The following is a 16,293-nucleotide window of genomic DNA, read 5'->3' as shown; positions in this document are numbered from 1 at the left end:
CCTGAGGATGAGCGACGCGCGACCATTTAGCGATAGTGCGCGCTCGATACATGGGGAAGACTGGTCGCCATGATCGAACTGAGAGGCCTGACCAAGCACTACGGGCAGACCGTCGCGGTGTCGGACCTGTCGTTCACGGTCCCGCCCGGCCAGGTGACCGGCTTCCTGGGCCCGAACGGCGCGGGTAAGTCCACGACCATGCGCATGATCCTGGGGTTGGATCAGCCGACCTCCGGGACGGCGTTGGTCAACGGCAAGCCGTACCACGAGCTGAAGCGGCCGCTCGAGGAAGTCGGCGCGCTGCTGGACGCGAAGTGGGTGCATCCCAACCGTTCCGCGCGCTCGCATCTGCGCTGGATGGCCGCCTCCAATGACATTCCGGCAGCCCGGGTGGAGGAGGTGCTGCGCCTGGTCGGCCTCTCCGAGGTGGCGAACAAGAGCGCGGGCGGCTTCTCGCTCGGCATGTCGCAGCGACTCGGCCTGGCCGGGGCGCTGCTGGGCGACCCGCAGGTGCTGCTGTTCGACGAGCCGGTCAACGGCCTCGACCCCGAGGGCATCCTGTGGATCCGCCGCTTCATGCAGCGGCTGGCCGGGGAGGGCCGCACCGTACTGGTGTCGAGTCACCTGCTCTCCGAAATGGCGCAGACCGCAGAGCATCTCATCGTGATCGGCCGGGGTCGGCTCATCTCCGACACCACCACCAAGGATTTCATCGAGAAGGCGTCGGAACAGTCTGTACGCGTGCGCAGTCCGCAGCTGGATCAGCTGCGCAGCCTGCTCACCTCGAACGGTATGACGGTCCGCGAGGACGGCGCGGAGGCCGACGGCCCGGCCTTGGTCGTGGCCGGTGTCACCAGTGACGCGGTCGGAAAACTGGCCGGTGCCAACGACATCACGCTCTACGAGCTGTCGCCGCAGCGCGCCTCGCTGGAGGAGGCGTTCATGCGCATGACCGGCGGCGCGGTGCAGTACCACGGCGAAGGCTTCGAACAGGTTATGGGAGGTGCGCTCTGATGGGAGTGCTCGCGGCGGAAAGAATCAAGCTCACCTCGACCAAGTCCCCGGTCTGGTGCACCGTGCTGCTGGTGGTGTTCGCGCTCGGTGTCGCGGCCCTGTTCAGCCTGGTGTTGAACGTGAGCTGGAACGCTTATCAGGATCAGCTGGCCCAGGGCAAGATGACCCCGGCGGACGCACCGTATGCGGAGAACATGGTGGCGGGTCTGGGCATTACCGGCCTCGCGCAGCTCGTTCCGGGTTTCGGCTATCTGATGGTGATGATTCTGGCGGCGCTGGCGGTGACGAGTGAGTACCGCTTCGGCACCATCAAGACAACCTTCTTGGCGACCCCGAACCGGACCTCGGTCTTGCTCGCCAAAGCGGGTGCCATTGGGGTTGCTATGGCGTTGCTGAGTGCGGTGCTGACCTTCCTTGGATTCTTCATCTTCAAGGGGATCACCAACCACGATGCGGGTAGTCACCTGAGCCTGAGCTCCGGAGATCTGCGCGTCTTCTACGCTGTGCCGATTTTCATCCTGCTGGTGGTTTTCCTCTCTGTCGGTGTGGGCGCGCTGGTGCGGCAGTCGGCTGGTGCCCTGTCCATCCTGATCGTGTGGCCGGTGGTGATCGAGCCCATGGTCGGTGCGTTCGGGAAGGTCGGCCACCAGATCCAGGTGCTGCTGCCCTTCCAGAATGCGGGCCTGTTCCTGGGAACCGTCGACGCCAAGTCCTCGTACTGGCACTGGGGACCGTGGGGCGGCCTGATCTACTTCGCGATCTTCTCCCTGATCGTGTTCGGGGCCGCGCTGTTCGTGGTGAACAAGCGCGACGCCTAGACCGTGATCTTGGTGTAGAGAAAAACCCTGCCCAGGGAGCCGCGTGCCACTGCCCGGCCCGCGGCGCACATCGGCCCGATACGGAATCCCGTATCGGGCCGATGTCTTAGGGGGGAGGTAACGATGTGTAAAAGGTTTCGGTTCTGTCCGGAATCGCCTAGCCGTCGAACTGGACGGTCGGTAGCATCGCCTCAGCAACCAAAGCACTCAAACATCGGCGGGTCCAACGTTGTGGCCGTCAGCACCGATCGGGAGGTGTCAGGTGGCAGTTATTAATCCATCCCACGACGGAACCCTGGGATACGCTCTGGGCGTGAGCGAACGACCCACCGACGGCGGTGAACGCGCCCCGGACGCGAACCGAACCGACGGACTGGGAACCGATCGCAACCGTTCGCGCGATACGAACGGCAACCGGGCGCGGGAACCCCGCATCGACCCGGATGTGGTCATCCCCTTGATACCCGCGGAACTCTCCGACGATGTCGACGAGTCCGAGGGGCAGCAGCGGCGACGTGGCCGCTTCCCCGGCCAGCTCTCGGCCATCATGAACGCCGCCAATCAACGCGGCGACATCATCGGCGCGATTCGCAAGGCGCGGGAGAATCTGCCCGGCGATCCGGCCTTCGGCGATCCGCTCTCGGTATCCGGGCCGGGCGGCGTGCGCGCCGTGGCCCGTGCCGCGGACAAGCTGGTGGGCGATTCGCCGAGTGCGGCAAAGGAATTGGGCCTGGGTGCGCTGCAGGTCTGGCAGGCCATGCTGGAGCGGGTCGGCCGGGGGCGCGGCACCCAGGAGATCACCATCATGTTCACCGATCTGGTGGCCTTCTCCAGTTGGTCGCTGTCGGCCGGCGACGAGGTGACCCTGGATCTGCTGCGGCGGGTGGCCAAGGCCATCGAGCCGCCCATCAATGATCGTGGCGGCCAGGTGGTCAAGCGGATGGGCGACGGTGTGATGGCCGTGTTCCCGTCGGCCGACCGGGCGGTCAAGGCGGCGGTGGCGGCCAAGGAGAACCTCTCGGCGGTATCGGTGGACGGCTACCGCCCGCAGATGCGCCTGGGCCTGCACACCGGCAGTCCCCGCGAAATCGGCGGCGACTGGCTCGGTATCGACGTCAATATCGCCGCACGCGTCATGGAAGCGGGCGGCAACGGCAACACCATGCTCTCGGGCGCGACCCTCGACGCCCTGAGTCCGGAAACCCTCGAGGAACTCGGCCTGGGCGTAAAGCCTTACCGCCGCAGCTTCTTCGCCGCGCCGCTGAGCGGGGTGCCCGAAGACCTTCGGATCTTCCGCCTCGAAGCTGAGTAACTGTTCTGTAGTCGTGTGAAAGGGGTTTCAGGGGAAGCCCCTGAGACTCAATGAGTCATATAAAGCACCGCGCCCACGGCGGCCAGCACTCCGCACACGCCGAGTGCGATGGCCACGGGGCGCGAGTTCTTGAACAGTGAGTACGCCCCGCCGAGCAGGAATCCGGCGAGGGCGAGCAGGACGATGGCGGTGACGTCTGTGGACACGCGATCAGTCTGCCTGACGGTTGCCGCCACGCCGCGCACCGGTCGCGACCTGGCAATCTGATAAATAACAAGCACGCGGGCTTGCTTTTTTCGGACCTCGATGTGACCCTGTACACGACTGCAGCGGTGCACAGGGAGGCCCTTCCATGAGTCAGCTCGCCGATACTCCGGACCTCATCCGGATAGGCAACTGTTCCGGGTTCTACGGCGATCGCGCGAGCGCCATGCGGGAGATGCTCGAGGGTGGGCAGCTCGACGTGCTCACCGGCGACTATCTGGCCGAGCTCACCATGCTGATCCTGGGACGCGATCGCATGAAGGACGCGAACCTCGGCTACGCCAAAACCTTTGTGCGGCAGCTGGAGGACAGTCTCGGACTGGCGCTGGACAAGGGCGTCAAGATCGTCACCAATGCGGGCGGGCTGAACCCGGCCGGGCTGGCACAGCGGGTGCGGGAGGTGGCCGAGAAGCTCGGTCTGGCACCGAAGGTCGCGTATGTGACCGGTGACGACCTGCTGGCGCGGGCCGGTGAATTGGGGCTGGGCACACCGCTGACCGCGAACGCCTACCTCGGTGCGTGGGGTATCGCCGAATGCTTGACCGCGGGCGCGGACATCGTGGTGACCGGGCGCGTCACGGACGCCTCGGTGGTGGTCGGTCCCGCGGCCGCCCACTTCGGCTGGGGCCGAACCGATTACGACGCGCTGGCGGGCGCGGTGGTGGCGGGCCACGTCATCGAGTGCAGTACTCAGGCCACCGGCGGCAACTTCGCCTTCTTCACCGAGATCGCCGATCTGGGACGGCCGGGCTTCCCGATCGCCGAGGTGCGGCGCGACGGCAGCAGTGTCATCACCAAGCATGAAGGCACCGGCGGCGCGGTCACCGTGGACACGGTGAAAGCCCAGCTCATGTACGAGATCCAGAGCGCGCGCTACGCCGGGCCGGATGTAACCACGCGCCTCGACAGCATCCAGGTGAGCCAGGACGGCCCGGACCGGGTGCTGATCAGCGGCGTCACCGGAGAGGCCCCGCCGCCGCAGACCAAGGTCTCCACCAACACCATCGGCGGCTTCCGCAACGAGATGGAGTTCATCCTCACCGGCCTGGACATCGAGGCCAAAGCCGAACTGGCGCAACGACAGCTGGAATCCTGGATGACCGTCCGCCCAGCCGGGCTGGAATGGACCCTGGCCCGCCTGGACCGCCCCGACGCCGACACCGAGGAACAGGCCAGCGCCCTGCTGCGCTGCGTGGTCCGCGACCCGGACCCGAACAAGGTGGGCCGCAACTTCTCCAGCGTCGCAGTCGAATTGGCGCTCGCCAGCTTCCCCGGCTTCTCGCTGACCTCCCCGCCCGGCAACGGCGGCCCCTACGGCGTGTTCACGCCGGGCTATGTGGACTCCAAGGAGATTCCCCATACGGCGGTCCTGCCGGACGGCTCCGAGGTGGCGATCGCCCCGGCGGGGGAGACCCTCGAACTCGACGTGGTCGCCGAACCGGCCCTGCCGCAACCGCTTCCGGTCGCGGAGAGCAAGCGGGTGCCGCTCGGCACGATCGCGCTCGCACGCTCCGGCGACAAGGGCGGCAATGCCAACATCGGTGTCTGGGTGCGCACCGAGGACCAGTGGCGCTGGCTGGTGCACACGCTCACCGTCGACGAACTGCGGCGGCTGCTGCCGGAGACGGCGAACATGCCGGTCACCCGGCACGTACTGCCGAACCTGCGTTCGCTCAACTTCATCGTCGAAGGCTTGCTCGGGGAGGGCGTCGCCTATCAGGCCCGCTTCGATCCGCAGGCCAAGGGGCTGGGCGAATGGCTGCGTGCCCGCCACCTGGACATCCCCGTGGAGCTGCTGCCGTGACCGGGTTGCGGCGCAACGGAAATACCCACCGGCCGCGATGCTGCGCGCCCGGTATGCGAAGTGGTGACCGGCGGGGTTTCGGCCTCGCGGAAGGGAACGAGGCGGTATGAGCGCCGAGTACGTGGACCCCTGGCAGACGCCCGAGCGGCGTGAATTGCGTGCCACCGTGCGCGGATTCGCGGAGCGGGAGGTGCTGCCCTACCTGGACGACTGGGAGCGCGAGGGATTGCTCCCGCGCGACCTGCACAAGAAGGCGGGGGCGCTGGGGCTGCTGGGCATCCAGTTCCCCGAGGCTGTGGGCGGTTCCGGGGGTGACGGGATCGACGCTGCCATCGTGGCCGAGGAGATGCATTACGCGGGTGGGTCGGGCGGGCTGTTCGCGTCGCTGTTCACCTGTGGGATCGCGGTGCCGCACATCATTGCCTCGGGCAATGCCGAGCACATCGAGCGGTGGGTGAAGCCGACGCTGGCGGGGGAGAAGATCGGGTCGCTGGCGATTACCGAGCCGGGTGGCGGGTCGGATGTCGGGCATCTGCGGACCACCGCGGTGCGTGACGGTGACGAGTTCATCGTGAACGGGTCCAAGACCTTCATCACCTCCGGTGTGCGGGCCGACTTCGTGGTGACCGCGGTGCGCACGGGTGGACCTGGCGCGGCCGGGGTTTCGCTGCTGGTGGTGGAGAAGGGCACGCCCGGGTTCACGGTCAGCCGGAAGCTGGAGAAGATGGGCTGGCTGTGCTCCGACACTGCCGAGCTGTCGTATGTGGATGTGCGGGTGCCGGTTTCGAACCTGGTCGGCCCGGAGAACAGCGGCTTCGCCCAAATCGCCAATGCTTTCGTGAGCGAGCGGGTGGGGCTGGCCGTGCAGGGATACGCGCACGCCCAGCGCTGCCTGGACCTGACACTGCGGTGGACGCGTGATCGCGAGACCTTCGGCCGCCCGCTGATCAGCCGGCAGGCCGTACAGAACACGCTCTCGGAGATGGCGCGTCGCATCGATGTCGCACGGGTCTACACCCATCACCTGGCCGAGCGGGCCGCACGCGGCGAGACCGATCTCATCGCCGAGGTGTGCTTCGCCAAGAACACGGCCGTGGAGACCGCGGAATGGGTTGCGCACCAAGCGGTGCAGCTCTTCGGCGGGCTCGGCTACATGCGGGAGGCCGAGGTCGAACGGCACTACCGGGATGTGCGCATTCTCGGTATCGGCGGCGGCACCAATGAGATTCTGACCAGCCTTGCGGCCAAGCGATTGGGGTTCCAGTCTTGAGCATTCTGCGCACATCCGTCGACGCGAATTCGGCGGACTATCAGTCCGCCGCCGAGGCCATGACCACCAAGCTGGCCGAGGTGGATGCCGAGTACGCCAAGAACATCGCGGGCGGCGGCCCGGACAAGATGGCGCGGCATCGCAAGCGCGGCAAGCTGACCGCGCGCGAGCGCATCGAACTGCTCATCGACGAGGATTCGCCGTTCCTGGAGCTGGCCCCGCTGGCCGCCTGGGGCAGTGACTTCCATGTCGGCGGCAGCGTGATCGCCGGTATCGGCATTGTCGAGGGCGTCGAATGCATGATCGTCGCGCCGGATCCGACCGTGCGCGGCGGCACCTCGAACCCGTGGACGCTGCGCAAGAACCTGCGCATGAACGACATCGCGCTGGAGAACCGGCTGCCGGTGATCGGGCTGGTGGAGTCCGGCGGCGCGGATCTGCCGACGCAGAAAGAGGTCTTCGTTCCGGGCGGGCGCATGTTCCGGGACCTGACCCGGCTGTCGGCGGCCGGAATCCCCACCATCGCACTGGTTTTCGGCAACTCGACCGCCGGTGGCGCGTACATCCCGGGCATGTCCGACTACACGGTCATGATCAAGGAACGTTCCAAGGTGTTCCTGGGCGGGCCGCCGCTGGTGAAGATGGCCACGGGTGAGGAGTCCGACGACGAATCGCTCGGCGGTGCGGAAATGCATGCCCGCGTCTCGGGTCTGGCCGATTACCTGGCCGTGGACGAGCAGGACGCGATCCGGTTGGGCCGCAGCATCATCCGGCGTCTGAACTGGCAGAAGCAGGGTCCGGTCGCGCGGCCGATCGAGGAGATCATCGAACCGCTCTACGACCAGGAGGAGCTGCTCGGCATCGTGCCGGGTGACCTCAAGATCCCGTTCGACCCGCGCGAGGTCATCGCCCGCGTAGTGGACGGCTCCGATTTCGACGAGTTCAAGCCGCTCTACGGTTCCAGCCTGGTCACCGGCTGGGCCGAACTGCACGGCTACCCGGTCGGCATTCTCGCCAACGCGCGCGGCGTGCTGTTCTCCGAGGAGGCGCAGAAGGCGGCCCAGTTCATCCAGCTGGCGAATCAGAAGAACACGCCACTGCTGTTCCTGCACAACACTACCGGCTACATGGTCGGCAAGGAGTACGAGCAGAAGGGCATCATCAAGCACGGCGCGATGATGATCAACGCGGTCTCGAATTCGAAGGTGCCGCACATTTCGCTGCTGATGGGTGCGTCCTACGGCGCGGGCCACTACGGCATGTGCGGTCGCGCCTACGATCCGCGTTTCGTCTTCGCCTGGCCGAGCGCCAAATCCGCCGTCATGGGCGGTGCGCAGCTGGCGGGCGTCATCTCCATCGTGGGCCGGGCCGCCAACGAGGCGCGCGGCATCCCGTTCAACGAGGAGCAGGACGCCGGTCTGCGCGCCATGATCGAGGCGCAGATCGAGGCCGAATCGCTGCCCATGTTCATGTCGGGCCGCCTCTACGACGACGGCGTCATCGACCCCCGCGACACCCGCACGGTGCTGGGAATGGCCTTGTCCGCCATTCACAATGCCCCGATCAAGGGCGCCGAGGGCTTCGGCGTCTTCCGGATGTGAGGCCAGCAATGGAGATTACGAACGTTCTGGTCGCCAACCGTGGCGAGATCGCGCGCCGGGTCTTCGCGACCTGCCGCCGGATGGGTATCGCGACCACGGCGGTCTATTCGGACGCCGACGCCGACGCTCCGCATGTCGCCGAGGCGGATGCCGCAATTCGCCTGCCGGGCAACACTCCCGGCGAGACCTACCTGCGCTCCGAGCTGATCATCGAGGCCGCGCTGGCCGCCGGTGCCGACGCGATCCACCCCGGCTACGGATTCCTCTCCGAGAACGCCGAATTCGCGAAGGCCGTGCTGGCGGCCGGGCTGACCTGGATCGGCCCGCCGGTCGCGGCCATCGAGCAGATGGGCTCCAAGGTCGAGTCCAAGAAGATGATGGACGCCGCCGGTGTGCCCGTCCTGAAGCAGCTGGATCCCGCCGAGGTCACCGCCGACATGCTGCCGGTGCTGATCAAGGCGTCCGCCGGTGGCGGCGGGCGCGGCATGCGCGTCGTGCGTGAATTGTCCGAGCTGACAGCACAGATCGAGGCCGCGCAGCGCGAGGCGGCCTCCGCCTTCGGCGATCCGACGGTGTTCTGCGAGCGCTACCTCGAGACCGGCCGCCACATCGAGGTGCAGGTCATGGCCGACACCCACGGCAAGGTGTGGGCGGTCGGCGAGCGCGAGTGCTCGATCCAGCGTCGCCACCAGAAGGTCGTGGAGGAAGCCCCGTCCCCGCTGGTCGAGAAGATCGACGGGATGCGGGCGCGGCTGTTCGAGGCGGCCCGGCTGGCCTCGGAGGCCATCGGCTACGAGGGTGCGGGCACCGTCGAATTCCTGGCCGACGAGAAGGGCGACTTCTTCTTCCTGGAGATGAATACCCGTCTGCAGGTGGAACATCCGGTCACTGAGCAGGTCACCGGGCTGGATCTGGTGCGGTTGCAGCTGCAGGTGGCCGCCGGTCGCCCGCTGCCCGCGCGGCAGCCGGAGATGCGTGGGCACTCCATCGAGGTGCGCCTGTACGCCGAGGATCCCGCGCACGACTGGCAGCCGCAGTCCGGCACCGTGCACAGGATCGAGATTCCCGGCACGCTGGGCGAATTCACGGTCCTGACCGAGCCGGGCGTGCGCCTGGACAGCGGCATCGTGGACGGTTCCGTCGTCGGCGTGCACTACGACCCGATGCTGTCGAAGGTCATCTCCTTCGCCGAGACTCGCGACGAGGCGGCACATCTGCTGGCAAGTGCCCTGCAGCGCGCCGAGATTCATGGTCTGGTCACCAACCGCGACCTGCTGGTGCGGGTGCTGCGGCACCCGGCATTCCTGGCGGGCGACACCGATACCGCGTTCTTCGCCACGCACGATCTGGAAAAGCTCTCGGCCCCACTGGCTTCCGAGGCCGACGAGCAGCTGTCCATCATCGCCGCCGCCCTGTCGGACGCCGCCGTCAATCGGACGAAGGCGCGCGTCGGCGCGGGTCTGCCCGGCGGCTGGCGCAATCTGCCGTCGCAGCCGCAGTCCAAGTCCTACGAATCCCGGCTGACCGGCAAGCACGAGGTGCGTTACCGGATCACCCGCGCGGGCCTCGAGGTCGAGGGCCGCGACGGCATCGAATTGGTCGAGGCCACACCGGATTCCGTCACCCTGCTGGTGGCGGGGGAGCGCGGCCCGGTGCGCCGCCGCTTCGCCGTCGCCCGCTACGGCGACCTGGTTGCGGTCGACTCCCCGCTCGGCCCGGTGGCCGTGCGCCGCCTGCCGCGCTTCGAGGATCCGGCCGATCAGGTGGCGGAGGGTTCCCTGCTCGCGCCCATGCCCGGCGCGGTGATCCGGCTCGGTGCCGCGGCCGGCGACCGGGTCGAGAAGGGTCAGCCGATCCTGTGGCTGGAGGCCATGAAAATGGAGCACACCATCGCCGCCCCCGCCGCGGGCATCCTCACCGAATTGAACGTATCCGCCGGCCAACAGGTCGAAGTCGGCACGGTTCTTGCCATCGTGCATCCCGAAGACGAAGCGGCCCACAGCGAAGAGCAGGAGTAGTCCATGAGTTTCATCGAGACCGACGAGCAGAAGCAGCTGCGGGCCGCGGTGGCCAAGCTGGCCGCCAAGTACAACCACCGCGACTACGCGGGACCGAAGGCGCGCCGCAACGAGCCCTTCGACGAGCTGTGGGACGAGGCGGGCAAGCTCGGCTTCCTGGGTGTGAACCTGCCCGAGGAGTACGGCGGCGGTGGCGCAGGCATCTACGAGCTCGCGCTGGTGCAGGAGGAACTGTCGGCGCGCGGCTGCGGCCTGCTGCTCATGGTCGTCTCGCCCGCCATCTGCGGCACCATCATCACCAAGTACGGCACCGACGCGCAGAAGCAGCACTGGCTGACCAAGCTGGCCGACGGCAGCGGCAAGATGGTCTTCGGCATCACCGAGCCGGACGCGGGCTCCAACTCGCACAAGATCACCACCACCGCCCGCCGCGACGGCGACGACTGGATCCTCAACGGCCGCAAGATCTTCATCTCCGGCGTGGACCAGGCCGAGGCCGTGCTCATCGTGGCCCGCAGCGAGAACGCCAAGACCGGCAATCTGCAGCCCGCCCTGTTCATCGTCCCCACCGACGCCCCCGGCTTCGTGAAGACGAAGCAGGAGATGGACATCATCGAGCCGGACAACCAGTTCACGCTGTTCCTCGACGACGTCCGGCTGCCGTCCACCGCGCTGGTCGGCCAGGAGGACGCGGCCATCGCACAGCTGTTCGCCGGCCTCAACCCGGAGCGCATCATGGGAGCGGCCATGGCGGTCGGCATGGGCCGCTACGCCATCGACGCGGCCGTGGCCTACGCCAAGGAGCGCGCGGTGTGGAAGGGCGCGCCGATCGGCTCGCACCAGGGCATCTCGCATCCGCTGGCCCAGGTGAAGATCGAGCTGGAACTCGCCAAGCTGATGATGCAGAAGGCCGCGTTCCTCTACGACTCCGGTGACGACTTCGGTGCCGCCGAGGCCGCCAATATGGCGAAATACGCTGCGGCCGAGGCCAGTATCAAGGCGCTCGACCAGGCCATCCAGACGCACGGCGGCTCCGGCCTCACCTCCGATGTCGGCCTGGCGGGCATGCTGGCCGCCGCCCGCATCGGCCGCGTCGCTCCGGTCAGCCGCGAGATGATCCTCAACTTCGTCTCCCAGCATTCGCTGGGCCTGCCGAGGTCCTACTGATGAGCGAGGCGCACGACGGGCCGTTCGTCCGGTATGAGGTGGCGGACGGATTCGCCACGCTCACACTGGATTCCCCGCACAACCGCAACGCACTGTCGTCGCGGCTGGTGACCGAGCTGTTGGAAGGTCTGCAGCGGGCGGCGGCCGACGACGCCGTCCGCGGCGTGGTGCTCGCGCACACCGGCAATACCTTCTGTGCCGGAGCCGATCTCAAGGAAGCGGTGGACGCCGACCCGGCGGCCGCCGCCGATATCCGCACCCGCTGGATGATCTCGGTGCTGCGCGACATCCTCGCCATGCCGAAACCGGTGCTGGCGCAGGTGGACGGGAATGTGCGGGCGGGTGGCATGGGCATCATCGCCGCCTGCGATCTCGTGGTCGCCGGGCGGGGCAGCAGCTTCGCGCTGACCGAGGTGCGAATCGGGCTGGCTCCCTTCATGATCTCGCTCACCCTGCTGCCCCGGATGACCGGCCGTTCCGCGGCCCGGTACTTCCAGACCGGCGAGACCTTCGACGCCGCCGAGGCCGAACGCATCGGGCTGATCACGGTGGCCGTCGACGATCCGGTCGCCGAGGTGGCCCGGTTGTGCGGGGAACTCCGCAAGGGTTCGCCACAGGGACTGGCCGAGGCCAAGCAGCTGGTCAACGCGGATCTGCTGGTCACCTTCGACAGCAAGTCCGAGGAGTTGGCCAAGCGTTCCGCGAGCTTCTTCGGCACCCCCGAAGTGATCGAGGGCATCACCGCGTTCATGCAGCGCCGCCCGGCGAGTTGGGCGGAATAGGCAACTCGGCAGAATAGGCACCCATGGCGACACCCCACGAACCCAAGCAGGACCGCAGCCGGGCCACCCGGCAGCGGCTGCTGGAGGCGACCATCGACTGCTTGGCCCAGACGGGCTGGGCGGCGGCGACGGTCGCCGTGGTCGCCGAACGCGCCGGGGTGTCCCGTGGTGCCGCCCAGCACCACTTCCCGACCCGCGAAGACCTGATCACCGCCGCGCTCGAGTACATGTTCGAAACCCGGATGGATCAGGTCAAGGCCGACGCCCAGGCCGTCACCGAGGTGGCGCAGGGCGCGGCCCGCACCGAAGCCGTGGTCGCGGGCCTGGTCGAGTCCTACACCAGCCCGCTGTTCAAAGCGGCCCTGCAAGTCTGGACCCACGCCGCCGCCGACCCGGCCCTGCGCGAACGAATCCTCCCGCTGGAAGCCCGCTTCGGCCGCATCTCCCACCGCATGGCCATCGAAGCCCTGGGCGTCGACGACTCCGACCCGGTCACCCACCACCTGGTCCAGGCCACCCTGGACCTGGCCCGCGGGCTGGGTCTGGCCGACGTCCTCACGGATGATTCGCTGCGCCGGAAGGAAATCGTCCAGCAGTGGGCAGCGACCCTGCACGCCGCTCTCCCGGTGCCGCGCTGACCCGTCGCAGCAGTATCGAATAGACCGGCGGCGTAACGAGTTCCACGCCGATCATGGCGATGTAGAACCAATGCGGCCAGCCGACGTAGGCCACGGTCAGCAGCCGCACCACGCCGCCCAGGAAGAACACCAGCATGAGCAGGTGGATGAGCGTGGCATTGCCGTCCAAATCCCTTGCGGCCCATATGCATGCGATGCCATAGGCGAGGAACAGCACCATCGAGAAGCGGACATCGCCGTCCAAGGTGGCATTGGGTGTGTTCGCCCCGATGATCGTGCTCGGTCCGATGAAGATGTGCGCCAACGCGATCAGGACGTCGGCAACGCCGAAAACAATGAGATACCAACGCAATACGGACTTCACGGCCGTCCTCCTCCGCGAAACGTACATTAGTGTACGCGTGTCAACTAAGCTGCTTCGGAGCGTAATCCTGCTAGTGCACACGCGTCAACTAGTGTGGGGAGATGCCTCCGCGCCGACGCCTCGCCCCCGATCAGCGCCGCGCCGAACTCCTCGACGTCGGCGCACGACTCTTCGCCGAGTTGCCCTATGAGCAGGTCCAAATGGACCAAGTCGCCGAACTCGCAGGCATCTCCCGCACCCTGCTCTACCGCCACTTCCCCAAAAAGAGCGCCCTCTTCGCCGCGATCTACCAACGCGCCGCCGAAACCCTCCAGGATCAGGTCCACATCGATCCGGCGCTCCCGCTGCCCGATCAGATCGCGGCCGGACTCGACACCCACCTGGACTATTTCGCCGCGAACCGCAACACCGTGCTGGCCGCCAACCGCGCCCTCGCCGGCGATCCGGTAGTTCAGGCCATCGTCTTCGGCGACCACGCCGCCATGCACGACATAGTCCTCGCGGCCACCGGCCTCACCGGCCCCGCCCGCGACGCCATGTCCGCGGTGGTCACCTCGTGGCTGATGTTCGTCCACACCCTCTGCCTGGAATGGCTCGAACACGAGGTCCTCACCCGCGCCCAGGTCCGCCGTGCCTGTCTGGGGGCGCTCACCGGATCTCTTGCCGCCCTGAAAGATTCGCCGGAGCGGTGATTAACACTGCCGATGGGCGCGCAGATAATGAGGTGTTCTAACAATCTTGAAGGGGAGAACAAACACTTGAAGACCTCCATTGCCGTCGCGGCGTTCGCGGCGATCGCCGTCGCCGGAATCGGTACCGCCCAGGCGGATTCGGCTCAGGAATACCTGATCAGCTCCACGAACCAGGGTGTGGGTTCGGTGCCGTCGGGACAGCGGACGCTGCAGCCCTACTCGACGGACAAGAGCTGCTCGTATGCGGTCGAAACCGCGCCCGGCGGAGTCAATCTCGGCAACTGGTACACCATCACGAGCGCGACGAAGGTCAATCTGACCGAGGGGTACTACCTGGTGACCAACTGCCAGCCGCCCAGCTTCTTGTCCACCGGTTCGGCGGGCTCCTCCTAGCCTGACCAGATAGGCCCCCGGCAGAGTGCCGGGGGCCTACCGTTGTCGGTCAGGCGTGGCTGTGACTCGGTCCCCAGGATGGGAAAGGGTCGGGGTAGGTGAGCCATTCTCGTTGGCCCGCAGCGAGTTCGGCGTCGGTGAGCAGTGCGGAGTTCAGTAGGTCGCGGACGTGGGGGCGGTCGAGTTTGATGCCGATGAAGACGATTTCCTGACCCGGCGTCATATCGAGCGATTCCCAGTAGGCCCCGGCCTCGAAGGTCAGGTTCGGGCCCGCCTGGGACCAGATGGCGGCCAGGTTCGGGCGGCTGGCCAGCCAGAAGAAGCCCTTGCTGCGCAAGAGTCTCTGGAGTTGGGCGAGGGCGGCGTCCAGGCGTTCCGGGTGGAAGGGGCGGTCGGCGGTGAAGGTGAGGCTGCTGATGCCGTATTCCTCGGTTTCGGGGGTGTGGCCGCCTGCGAGTTCTTCGTCCCAGCCGTCGAATTGGGCTGCCAGGTCGGGGTTGTAGCGGCCGGTGTCGAGGATTTCGGCGAGGTCGACCACGCCGTGGGCGGCGTGCACGATGCGCGCGGCGGGATTCAGGCGGCGGATCGTGGCCTCGACTGTCCCGAGCGCATTCGCGCTGACCAGGTCGGTCTTGTTGAGTACCAGCACATTCGCGAATTCCACCTGATCGATGAGCAGGTCGGCGATGGTGCGCGCATCGCCTTCTCCCGCTTGCAGATTCCGTTCGGCGAGTGCCTGGCCCTTCACCACTTCGCTGAGGAAGGTGGAGCAGTCGACGACGGTCACCATGGTGTCGAGGCGGGCGAGTTCGCCGAGCCGGAAGCCGTCCTCGAACTCCCACTCGAAGGTGGCGGCCACGGGCATGGGTTCGGAGATGCCGGTGGATTCGATGACCAGTTGATCGAAGCGGCCCTCCCGCGCGAGCGCGCCCACCGATTCGATGAGGTCCTCGCGCAGCGTGCAGCAGATGCAGCCGTTGGTCAGCTCGACCAGCTTCTCCTCGGTCCGGTCCAGGTGTCCCTGGCCGGCGACGAGCGCCGCGTCGATGTTCACCTCGCTCATGTCGTTGACGATGACCGCGACCCGGCGGCCCTCCCGATTGGCGAGGATGTGGTTGAGCAGGGTGGTCTTGCCCGCGCCCAGGAAGCCGGACAGCACGGTGACGGGGAGTGGGGCTGAAGTCATGCCACTAATGATAACCGTTTTCAATTAGGGTCGGCGATCGGGCACGATCCGAGCCCACTAGGGTCTGTGACGTGGAACTCCTACCCCTGTCCCCGAACGGCACCACCCCGGTTCGCGCCCTCACCATCGCGGGCACCGACTCCGGCGGCGGCGCGGGCATCCAGGCCGACTCCCGCACCATGGCGCTGTGCGGCGTGCACGCGTGCGTGGCGGTGGCCGCGGTGACCGTGCAGAACACCCTCGGGGTGAGCGGGTTCCACGAGATTCCGCCGCAGATCGTGGCCGACCAGGTGCGAACCGTGGTGGGCGACATCGGAATCGGCGCGGCCAAGACCGGCATGCTGGCGTCGACCGCCATCATCGAGGCCGTGGCGGGCGTCTGCCGCGAGGTCGGCATCGGCCGTGACGGCGACATCCCACTGGTGGTGGACCCGGTCGCCGCCTCCATGCACGGCGACGCGCTGCTGCACGCCGAGGCCCTGGACGCCATGCGGCACACCCTGATTCCGCTGGCCACCGTGGTCACCCCCAATCTGGACGAGGTCCGGCTGCTCACCGGCATCGACGTGGTCGACGACCCGTCCGCCCGCCGTGCCGCCGAGGCGCTGATCGCGCTCGGGGCCCGCTGGGCCATCGTCAAGGGCGGTCACCTGCGCACCTCCGAACAGTCCACCGACCTGCTGTTCGACGGCGACGTGTTCCACGAACTCCCGGCGCGCCGGCTGGCCACCGGCAACGATCACGGCGGCGGCGACACCCTGGCCGCCTCCATGTGCTGCGCACTGGCCCACGGGTATTCGGTGCCGGACGCGGTGGCCTTCGCCAAGGAGTGGACCTTCCGCAGCCTGGAAGCGTCCTACGACCTGGGCAAAGGACACGGACCGGTCTCCCCGTTGTGGCGGCTGCATCTCGGCCCGGTCTAGCCACTATCACAGGCTCCCAGGAAGCTCCCAGGCAGACCGCAGACTGA

At 67.3% G+C, this 16,293-nt stretch carries 16 protein-coding genes; 13 read left to right on the top strand and 3 right to left on the bottom strand.

From position 1 onward, the window contains the following. Positions 1-69 precede the first annotated feature (69 nt). The 3 genes from ACFXHA_RS19180 to ACFXHA_RS19170 all read left to right on the top strand — a co-directional run bounded on the left by ACFXHA_RS19180 (position 70) and on the right by ACFXHA_RS19170 (position 3,144). Positions 70-1,014 (top strand): ABC transporter ATP-binding protein, encoded by a 945-nt coding sequence (locus ACFXHA_RS19180; RefSeq protein ID WP_379358472.1) that lies wholly within the window; start codon positions 70-72, stop codon positions 1,012-1,014. Beyond that, positions 1,014-1,832 carry an ABC transporter permease gene (locus ACFXHA_RS19175; RefSeq protein WP_379358470.1) on the top strand — a complete coding sequence of 273 codons (819 nt, stop codon included), beginning with the start codon at positions 1,014-1,016 and terminating at the stop codon, positions 1,830-1,832. The genes ACFXHA_RS19180 and ACFXHA_RS19175 overlap by 1 nt, the downstream gene beginning before the upstream one ends. Before the next feature lie 547 nt (positions 1,833-2,379). After that, positions 2,380-3,144 carry an adenylate/guanylate cyclase domain-containing protein gene (locus ACFXHA_RS19170; RefSeq protein ID WP_379359573.1) on the top strand — a complete coding sequence of 255 codons (765 nt, stop codon included), beginning with the start codon at positions 2,380-2,382 and terminating at the stop codon, positions 3,142-3,144. Positions 3,145-3,191: 47 nt separating this feature from the next. Here ACFXHA_RS19170 and ACFXHA_RS19165 read toward each other — a convergent pair whose 3' ends face one another. Then, positions 3,192-3,350, bottom strand: coding sequence for a hypothetical protein (locus ACFXHA_RS19165; RefSeq protein WP_379358468.1), 159 nt, complete (start codon positions 3,348-3,350; stop codon positions 3,192-3,194). Positions 3,351-3,496: 146 nt separating this feature from the next. On the opposite strand from ACFXHA_RS19165, the gene ACFXHA_RS19160 reads away from it, so the two are divergent. The 7 genes from ACFXHA_RS19160 (at position 3,497) to ACFXHA_RS19130 (ending at position 12,688) form a co-directional block, all read left to right on the top strand. After that, positions 3,497-5,212, top strand: a complete 1,716-nt coding sequence (locus ACFXHA_RS19160; RefSeq protein WP_379358466.1) for an acyclic terpene utilization AtuA family protein — start codon at positions 3,497-3,499, stop codon at positions 5,210-5,212. 106 nt (positions 5,213-5,318) lie between these two features. Next, positions 5,319-6,482: an acyl-CoA dehydrogenase family protein gene (locus ACFXHA_RS19155; RefSeq protein WP_379358464.1), complete on the top strand. Its 1,164-nt coding sequence runs from the start codon at positions 5,319-5,321 to the stop codon at positions 6,480-6,482. Next, entirely contained in the window at positions 6,479-8,083 is a 1,605-nt protein-coding gene (locus ACFXHA_RS19150) for an acyl-CoA carboxylase subunit beta (protein WP_379358462.1), read from the top strand. The genes ACFXHA_RS19155 and ACFXHA_RS19150 overlap by 4 nt, the downstream gene beginning before the upstream one ends. 8 nt (positions 8,084-8,091) lie before the next feature. Further along, positions 8,092-10,101 carry an acetyl/propionyl/methylcrotonyl-CoA carboxylase subunit alpha gene (locus ACFXHA_RS19145; RefSeq protein WP_379358460.1) on the top strand — a complete coding sequence of 670 codons (2,010 nt, stop codon included), beginning with the start codon at positions 8,092-8,094 and terminating at the stop codon, positions 10,099-10,101. Positions 10,102-10,104: 3 nt separating this feature from the next. Beyond that, positions 10,105-11,268: an acyl-CoA dehydrogenase family protein gene (locus ACFXHA_RS19140; RefSeq protein ID WP_379358458.1), complete on the top strand. Its 1,164-nt coding sequence runs from the start codon at positions 10,105-10,107 to the stop codon at positions 11,266-11,268. Then, the gene (locus ACFXHA_RS19135; RefSeq protein WP_379358456.1) at positions 11,268-12,050 is read left to right on the top strand and encodes an enoyl-CoA hydratase family protein; all 783 of its coding nucleotides are present in this window, start codon (positions 11,268-11,270) and stop codon (positions 12,048-12,050) included. The genes ACFXHA_RS19140 and ACFXHA_RS19135 overlap by 1 nt, the downstream gene beginning before the upstream one ends. Before the next feature lie 23 nt (positions 12,051-12,073). After that, positions 12,074-12,688 carry a TetR/AcrR family transcriptional regulator gene (locus tag ACFXHA_RS19130; RefSeq protein ID WP_379358454.1) on the top strand — a complete coding sequence of 205 codons (615 nt, stop codon included), beginning with the start codon at positions 12,074-12,076 and terminating at the stop codon, positions 12,686-12,688. On the opposite strand, the gene ACFXHA_RS19125 is transcribed toward ACFXHA_RS19130, so the two are convergent. Next, complete coding sequence (locus ACFXHA_RS19125; RefSeq protein ID WP_379358452.1) at positions 12,606-13,052, bottom strand: DUF4345 domain-containing protein; 447 nt, start codon at positions 13,050-13,052, stop codon at positions 12,606-12,608. The genes ACFXHA_RS19130 and ACFXHA_RS19125 overlap by 83 nt on opposite strands. Positions 13,053-13,153: 101 nt before the next feature. Between ACFXHA_RS19125 and ACFXHA_RS19120 the strand changes: the two genes are divergently transcribed. Then, positions 13,154-13,744 carry a TetR/AcrR family transcriptional regulator gene (locus ACFXHA_RS19120; protein ID WP_379358451.1) on the top strand — a complete coding sequence of 197 codons (591 nt, stop codon included), beginning with the start codon at positions 13,154-13,156 and terminating at the stop codon, positions 13,742-13,744. Between the two features lie 66 nt (positions 13,745-13,810). Continuing rightward, positions 13,811-14,137: a hypothetical protein gene (locus ACFXHA_RS19115; protein WP_379358449.1), complete on the top strand. Its 327-nt coding sequence runs from the start codon at positions 13,811-13,813 to the stop codon at positions 14,135-14,137. A gap of 49 nt (positions 14,138-14,186) precedes the next feature. Here the strand turns inward: ACFXHA_RS19115 and ACFXHA_RS19110 are convergent, their stop codons facing one another. Next, positions 14,187-15,323, bottom strand: a complete 1,137-nt coding sequence (locus ACFXHA_RS19110) for a GTP-binding protein (protein ID WP_379358447.1) — start codon at positions 15,321-15,323, stop codon at positions 14,187-14,189. 71 nt (positions 15,324-15,394) lie between these two features. Here ACFXHA_RS19110 and thiD point away from each other — a divergent pair, with 71 nt between their 5' ends. After that, positions 15,395-16,246: a bifunctional hydroxymethylpyrimidine kinase/phosphomethylpyrimidine kinase gene (gene thiD / locus ACFXHA_RS19105; RefSeq protein WP_379358445.1), complete on the top strand. Its 852-nt coding sequence runs from the start codon at positions 15,395-15,397 to the stop codon at positions 16,244-16,246. The last annotated feature ends 47 nt before the right edge of the window (positions 16,247-16,293 follow it).

The organism is Nocardia sp. NPDC059240 (assembly GCF_042753865.1).
GTDB lineage: Bacteria > Actinomycetota > Actinomycetes > Mycobacteriales > Mycobacteriaceae > Nocardia.
This window is presented reverse-complemented; position numbering and strand designations above follow the sequence as displayed.

What these genes read in the sequence shown, in the direction of transcription:
- ACFXHA_RS19170 (WP_379359573.1), top strand. Translation starts at nt 2,380, where the DNA reads ATGAACGCCGCCAATCAACGCGGCGACATCATCGGCGCGATTCGCAAG.
- ACFXHA_RS19110 (WP_379358447.1), bottom strand. Translation starts at nt 15,323, where the DNA reads ATGACTTCAGCCCCACTCCCCGTCACCGTGCTGTCCGGCTTCCTGGGC.
- ACFXHA_RS19130 (WP_379358454.1), top strand. Translation starts at nt 12,074, where the DNA reads ATGGCGACACCCCACGAACCCAAGCAGGACCGCAGCCGGGCCACCCGG.
- ACFXHA_RS19175 (WP_379358470.1), top strand. Translation starts at nt 1,014, where the DNA reads ATGGGAGTGCTCGCGGCGGAAAGAATCAAGCTCACCTCGACCAAGTCC.
- ACFXHA_RS19160 (WP_379358466.1), top strand. Translation starts at nt 3,497, where the DNA reads ATGAGTCAGCTCGCCGATACTCCGGACCTCATCCGGATAGGCAACTGT.
- ACFXHA_RS19140 (WP_379358458.1), top strand. Translation starts at nt 10,105, where the DNA reads ATGAGTTTCATCGAGACCGACGAGCAGAAGCAGCTGCGGGCCGCGGTG.
- ACFXHA_RS19135 (WP_379358456.1), top strand. Translation starts at nt 11,268, where the DNA reads ATGAGCGAGGCGCACGACGGGCCGTTCGTCCGGTATGAGGTGGCGGAC.
- ACFXHA_RS19145 (WP_379358460.1), top strand. Translation starts at nt 8,092, where the DNA reads ATGGAGATTACGAACGTTCTGGTCGCCAACCGTGGCGAGATCGCGCGC.
- ACFXHA_RS19120 (WP_379358451.1), top strand. Translation starts at nt 13,154, where the DNA reads ATGCCTCCGCGCCGACGCCTCGCCCCCGATCAGCGCCGCGCCGAACTC.
- ACFXHA_RS19155 (WP_379358464.1), top strand. Translation starts at nt 5,319, where the DNA reads ATGAGCGCCGAGTACGTGGACCCCTGGCAGACGCCCGAGCGGCGTGAA.
- ACFXHA_RS19180 (WP_379358472.1), top strand. Translation starts at nt 70, where the DNA reads ATGATCGAACTGAGAGGCCTGACCAAGCACTACGGGCAGACCGTCGCG.